A 5,960-nucleotide genomic window follows, 5' to 3' on the forward strand; every position below is an offset into this window, starting at 1 on the left:
CCCTCCGGCGACTCGGCGCCGGTGCCGGAGATCCCGGCCGGTCCGGAGCCGGCGGCACCGCCGCCACCGAAGAAGATGCCGGCCCAGCCGGACTTGAACACTCCGGCGGTCGGTTCCCCTCCGGTGCTCTCCGGCAGGAAGGAGCGGGACAGGTCGTTCCAGGTGATCATCGGGACGATCGCGTCCACCCGCTGGTCCTGGGCGGCGAGCAACAACGCCAGCGCGCCGCCGTAGGAGCCGCCGACCACGCCGACCCGGGGGTCGCCGGTCGCGTCGGTCCGGATCTCCGGGCGGTCGGCCAGCCAGTCCAGCAGTCGTTGCGCGTCGCGTACCTCGTGGTCGGGGCTGTCCAGGTGGATCTGGCCACCACTGCGGCCGAAGCCCCGGGCGGTCCAGGTCAACACCGCGTAGCCCCGGTCGGCGAGGTCCTCGGCGTCGGTGCGGACCGAGTTCTTGGTGCCGCCGAACCCGTGCGCGAGCAGCACCGCGGGCACCTTCTGGTCGGCGGCGGCCTCGCGCGGCAGGTACAGCGTGGTGTCCAGGTCGACGGGCTCGTCGCCGTTCGGCCCGGACCGGACGGTGAGCATCGCGGACTCGGTCCGGAAGCTCGGCCGCTCCGGCCACACCGCCCAGACGACGACCGCCGCGAGCAGGGCGACGGCCACTGACGCGGCGACGGCCCGGCGGCTGGTGGGCAGGGCACGGCGGATCCGCGCGGCCGAGAACGGCGATCTCATGCGGCACACGGTACGGCGCGCAACCTGAGTGGTAGCTGAGATCCGCCGTACGTCCGTCCTACTCGGCCGATCGTCATCCGCAAGAGGTCGACCGCACATCCTCCGCAGGCGAACCTTTGGGATGAGTTCGCATCATGGAAATTAATGCCTTTCACTGGAAAATACGCGTAACCACGACGTACCTCCACGGAAAGAGCCACCCACCGTAGTCAATCAGTTAATCCTCCGTCACATCGCTCGAAGTGACGCAAACCTGACCCGGAGAGACCGATACAGACAGTCCCGGTTCGATTAGTTTTCCGGTCCGGCGCACGGGACCGGCTCCTTGACGCCATCCCCCGATCGTTGCGCCACCCGGAGGAGTAACCATGACCGTTCCCGCTTCGCGGGTCCGTCGCCGGCCCCCGACGCCGGGCCGCTTGTTGCCGCTGCTACTCGCCACCGCGCTGCTGCTGCCGGTGGCGTTCCTCGTCGTGCGGGCCCACCAGTACATCGACGCCGACCGGGAGGCCCTCAAGCAGGAGCGGTTGGGCGTGGAGTACCTGCGCGCCCTCGGACCGGTGACCGAGGCGCTGGTGGACGCGCAGAGCGCCGCCGTGGCCGACCGCCAACCGCCCCGGGAGAACCTCCAGAAGGCCGTCGAGCGGGCCGCCGCCGTCGACGCCCGCATCGGTGCCGAGCTGAGCACCAGCGAACGGTGGGCCGGGATCCGGGCCAAGCTGGAGGCGCTGCCCGAGCGGTCGCTCGACCCGGAGGCGGCCTTTGGCGCGTACCGGGAGGTCACGGATCTGCTGCTGGCCCTGCACGGCAAGGTGCGCGAGACCTCCGGCCTGATCCGGGACTCCGGCGCCGCCTCGTACTTCCTCCAGGACGGCGTCGGCGAGGAGATGCCGGAGGCGACGGTGGCCGGCGGGCGGCTCGTCGACATGGCCGTCCTGGCCGCGCAGCGGCCCGTCGCCGACCGGGTACGCACCCTGAGCGAGCTGGCGACCCTGCGGCTCGCCGCGCTGCAACCCGCCAACGACCTGGTGAACAACCTGCGCGCGGTGGTGGACAGCTCGGCCAGCGCCGACCTGGGCGCGAGCGTGCTCACGCCGTTCGACGCCTATCAGCGGGCGACCGAGGCGATGGCGGTCCACTCCCAGCCGGACAACCGGACCGGCACGATCAACCTGGTCCGGCTGACCAGTGCGCGGGACGACGCCCAGCGGGCCGCCACGCAGCTCCAGCCGATCCTGCTCGACGAGATCGACCGGCTGCTGGTGGAACGGATCGACCAGCTCGACCGGGACGACCTGCTGACCATGGTCGCGGGCGGCGTGGCCGGTCTGCTGCTGATCGCCCTGGCGGTGACCGGATGGCTGTCCCGTTCGAGGGACACCACCGGTCGACCGCAGGCCACCGACGCCGCAGCCGGGGACCCGGAGCAGCCCGTCGACGACCGGTGGGAGCCCGCTCGTCCGCCGGGCGACCGCGCGCTCCAGCCGGTCGGACACGGCCACGACCCGGATCGGTGGAGGCCCTTCGATGCTGCTCGATAGGCTCCGGATCCGGGGCAAACTCGCCCTGTTGGTGCTCATCCCCCTGCTCTGCATGCTCGGGCTGACGTTTCCGGTGGTGTGGGAACGCGCCGGGGTCGCCCAGCGGGCCGGCGACATCGAGAGCACCGTCAAGGTCGCCAGCCGGATCGGCACCCTGCTCCAGCACCTCCAGCGGGAGCGGATGCTCGCCATCGGTCTGCTGCTGCGGCAGGTCGAGCGCACCGATCTGGTGCAGGAGATCGCGGAGGTGGACGACCTGATCGTCGACCTGCGCACCGAGTTGGCCGACGACCTGTCCCCCGACGTGTCGACCGCGCTCGACGGGGTCCGGCAACTCGCCCCGGTACGCACCGCCACGCTGGCCGGACAGGCCAGCCCGGACCAGGTCATCGGCGCGTACGGGCCGGTCCACCTCAAGCTGATCGACTCGTTGCGGCTGCCGTACGACGTGGACACCCGCACCTCGGCCGGACGGCAGGTGCTGGCGCTGGACGGGATCCTGCGCAAGAGCGAGGGGCTCGGCAGTGGCGCCGCCCTGCTGGTGCTGGTCGCGGCCAAGCCCAGCCCGCAGCTCGCCACCGTCTTCGTGGCCAACATGGCCACCCTCCAGTCGGAGACCAACCAGTTGCTCGGCCTGATCACGCCCGAGCAACTGGCGCTGATGGACGTCGAGCAGGCCGCCCTGGACGCCCGGACCGGGCCGGGCTTCCTGGACCAGAGCTCGCTGGACCCGGTGGGCGCGGTGTCGCAGACGCCCGTCGAGGTCCTCTACCCGACCATCTCCTCCCTGATCACGCTGGGTCAGTTCGTGGAGAAGAAGCTGGTCGCCGACGTGACCGCCGAGGTGCGGGCGGACCGGCAGACCGCGATCGCCGAGGCGTACTGGGTGGCCGCCCTGGTGCTGCTGATCCTGGTCGTGGTGGTGCTGCTCGCCCTCGCCATCGGCCGGACCGTCGCCCGGCCGCTGACCCGGCTCACCCGCTCCGCCGACCGGGTCGCCCGGGTCGCCGAGTCCGAACTGGTGCGGGTCGCCGACGACGAGACCGACGCCGCCCAGCCGATCCGGCTCGACCGGGTCGACGTCCGTGCCCGGGACGAGATCGGTGACCTGGCCCGCGCCTTCGAGCGGGTGCAGAGCACCGCCGCCCTGCTGGTGGAACGCCAGGTGGCCAGCCGGCGCAACGTGGCCCAGATGTTCGGGCACGTCGGCCGACGTACGCAGAACCTGGTCGGTCGGCAGATCGCGCTGATCGACCGGCTGGAGCAGCAGGAGGCCGACCAGGGGCGGCTGGAGAGCCTGTACCGCCTCGACCACATCTCCAGCCGGCTGCGGCGTAACGCGGGGAACCTGGTGGTGCTCTCCGGCGCCACGGGCGACGTCACCCACGTCGCGCCGGTCCCGCTGGCCGACGCGGTCCGCCTCGCGCTCGGTGAGATCGAGGACTACACCCGGGTCGACGTCGCGGTCCCGGCCGAGGTGTCGGCGGCCCCGGCGATCATCGGTGACCTGGTGCTGGCGCTGGCCGAGCTGATGGAGAACGCCACCGTCTTCTCCCCGCCGCACACCCGTGTGGTGGTCGGCGGTGAGATCACCGACGACGGCGCCCGGCTGACCGTGGTCGACCACGGGATCGGCATGACCGAGGCGCGGCTGGCCGCCGAGAACGTCCGGCTCACCCGCCGGGAACGGCTCGACCTCGCCCCGACCGAGGTGCTCGGACTCTTCGTGGTGGGTCGACTGGCGCGCCGGCACGGCTGGGGCGTCGGCCTGTCCGCGACGCCGGGCGGTGGCGTCACCGCCACCCTGCTGATCCCCCGGTCGTCGCTGGTCTTCGGCACCGGCGGGGCGACACCCACCGCCCGGGCCAGCGTGCCCGTCGCGCTGCCGACCCGGCACCAGCCCGAGCCCGGCATCCCGATGTCGCCGCCGGTGCCGACGCTGGACGGCCCGGCCCAGGCCGAGCCGGTCCACGTCGGCGTGGGCGGTCCGACCCACCTGCCGGCCGAGGCCGCCGCATTGCCCGGCTTCGACCAGAAGCTGCTCAGCCGGGCCACCGAGAGCATGGAGGTGGGTGCGTCCTGGGACGCCTTCGCCACCGCTCCGGGCGCCGTCGAACCGGACGGCACCGTCACGCCGGACCGACCGGCCGACGGCGACCCCGCCGTACCGACCGGGAGAGGGCCGGCACCGGCGGAGACCCCGCTACCCGCCCCGACCGGTCCGGTGCCCGGCATCCGGCAGCGGGTGCCCGGCGCCAGCCTGTCCAGGAGCGCACCCCGGGTGGGTCCGGTGGACGCCACCCGCGCCGACCCGGTCGCCGCCCGCGCCCTCGTCGAGCAGTTCGAGTCGGGCGTACGGCGGGCCGAGCAGAGCCGGGCGGCGGCACTTCCGCAGCCGGTCGAGCCCGCGCCCTCCGGCGCACCCACCCAACTGAGTCGGCGGGTGCCGGGCGCGAACCTGATCGCCACCACGCCCCGCCAGACGATGGCGCAGAACCCCGGCGACCCGGCCGAGGTCCGCGATCTCCTCAACGCGTTCGAGACCGGCGTCGCCCGGGCTCTGCGCGATGTCCGTCCCGACCACAGCGACGAAGAAGGAACGCCACTTTGACCAGCCCGCACGTACACGAGAACCTCGACCACCAGAGCCACCCGGCCGGGGACCTGAGCCCCGAGGCCCGCACGTTCAACTGGCTCCTGGACACCTTCACCTCGAGCACGGCAGGGGTGCTGGAGGCGATCGCCGTCTCGTCGGACGGGTTGCTGATGGCCATGTCCGCGATCAAGGACCGGTCCAACGCGGAGCGGCTCGCCGCAGTGGTCTCCGGCATGACCAGCCTGGCCGGCGGCGCCGCCAGCTGGTACGCGTTGGGCGGGCTGAACCGGGTCGTGGTGGACATGGCCGAGGGCTACCTGCTCATCAGCGCGATCAGCAGCGGCTCGGTGCTCGGTGTGGTCGCCGACCGGTCGGCCAACCTCGGCACCGTCGCGTACGAGATGACCCTCTTCGCCGGTCGGGCCGGAAGCGCGCTCACCCCGCGCCTGATCGCCGAACTCAAGAACTCCGTTCAGCAATGAACCCCGACGCCGCCGGTGCGGAACAGGAGCCGGTGTTCCGGATCCGGCCCTACCTGCGTGAGCCCTCCTCGGTCGGCGACGCCGCCCCGGTGGACGCACCGGCGGCGGTCGGATCGGCGGCGGCGTCGGTCGTCGGATCGGAACCCGAGGCGGCCGGTCCGACCGGACTCCGCCCGTTCGTGCTCACGGCCGGGCGGGTGGCCGGCGCCGACCCGTCGATCGGCCTGGAGACCCAGGTGACCGCCCGGCCCGGCCCCGAGCCGTGGACCAGTGTGACCGCGCGGCTGACCCCGGAACTCCAGGCGATCGTGGCACTCTGCGGCGACCCGATCTCGGTCGCCGAGATCTCCGCCAAGACCCGGTTGCACTTCGGTGTGACCCGGGTCCTGGTGGGCGACCTGCGGGCCGCCGGCCACCTGGATGTACACGTCAACGACGCCGACGACGCCCTCGACCCCGACGTCATCCTGCGAGTGATTGATGGACTTCGTGCAATCTCCTGACTGGCCGGTCGCCCCGCAGGGCGCGCTCGCCGCCAACAGCGCCACGGCCCGCTACGGCGGCTCCGCGCCGGTCCCCCCGTCGGTGGGACGGGCCACCCCGC

General features: G+C 72.8%; 5 protein-coding genes. 4 read left to right on the forward strand and 1 reads right to left on the reverse strand.

From position 1 onward, the window contains the following. On the reverse strand, window positions 1-737 hold a 737-nt coding region (locus EYA84_RS24450; RefSeq protein ID WP_131055723.1), incomplete at its 3' end, for an alpha/beta hydrolase. 368 nt (window positions 738-1,105) lie between these two features. On the opposite strand from EYA84_RS24450, the gene EYA84_RS24455 reads away from it, so the two are divergent. The 4 genes from EYA84_RS24455 to EYA84_RS24470 are packed head-to-tail and all read left to right on the forward strand — an operon-like array spanning window position 1,106 to window position 5,859. Beyond that, window positions 1,106-2,278 (forward strand): hypothetical protein, encoded by a 1,173-nt coding sequence (locus tag EYA84_RS24455; RefSeq protein WP_131055725.1) that lies wholly within the window; start codon window positions 1,106-1,108, stop codon window positions 2,276-2,278. Beyond that, on the forward strand, window positions 2,265-4,889 hold the full coding sequence (locus EYA84_RS24460; RefSeq protein WP_131055727.1) for a nitrate- and nitrite sensing domain-containing protein: 2,625 nt from the start codon (window positions 2,265-2,267) through the stop codon (window positions 4,887-4,889). Before EYA84_RS24455 ends, EYA84_RS24460 begins: the two co-directional genes overlap by 14 nt. Beyond that, window positions 4,886-5,356: a roadblock/LC7 domain-containing protein gene (locus EYA84_RS24465; RefSeq protein ID WP_131055729.1), complete on the forward strand. Its 471-nt coding sequence runs from the start codon at window positions 4,886-4,888 to the stop codon at window positions 5,354-5,356. The genes EYA84_RS24460 and EYA84_RS24465 overlap by 4 nt, the downstream gene beginning before the upstream one ends. After that, a complete protein-coding gene (locus tag EYA84_RS24470; RefSeq protein WP_131055731.1) occupies window positions 5,353-5,859 on the forward strand; it encodes a DUF742 domain-containing protein in 507 nt (168 codons plus the stop codon). Before EYA84_RS24465 ends, EYA84_RS24470 begins: the two co-directional genes overlap by 4 nt. The last annotated feature ends 101 nt before the right edge of the window (window positions 5,860-5,960 follow it).

The sequence above is a fragment of the Verrucosispora sp. SN26_14.1 genome, from assembly GCF_004307965.1.
Taxonomy (GTDB): domain Bacteria; phylum Actinomycetota; class Actinomycetes; order Mycobacteriales; family Micromonosporaceae; genus Micromonospora.

What these genes read in the sequence shown, in the direction of transcription:
- EYA84_RS24455 (WP_131055725.1), top strand. Translation starts at nt 1,106, where the DNA reads ATGACCGTTCCCGCTTCGCGGGTCCGTCGCCGGCCCCCGACGCCGGGC.
- EYA84_RS24470 (WP_131055731.1), top strand. Translation starts at nt 5,353, where the DNA reads ATGAACCCCGACGCCGCCGGTGCGGAACAGGAGCCGGTGTTCCGGATC.
- EYA84_RS24460 (WP_131055727.1), top strand. Translation starts at nt 2,265, where the DNA reads ATGCTGCTCGATAGGCTCCGGATCCGGGGCAAACTCGCCCTGTTGGTG.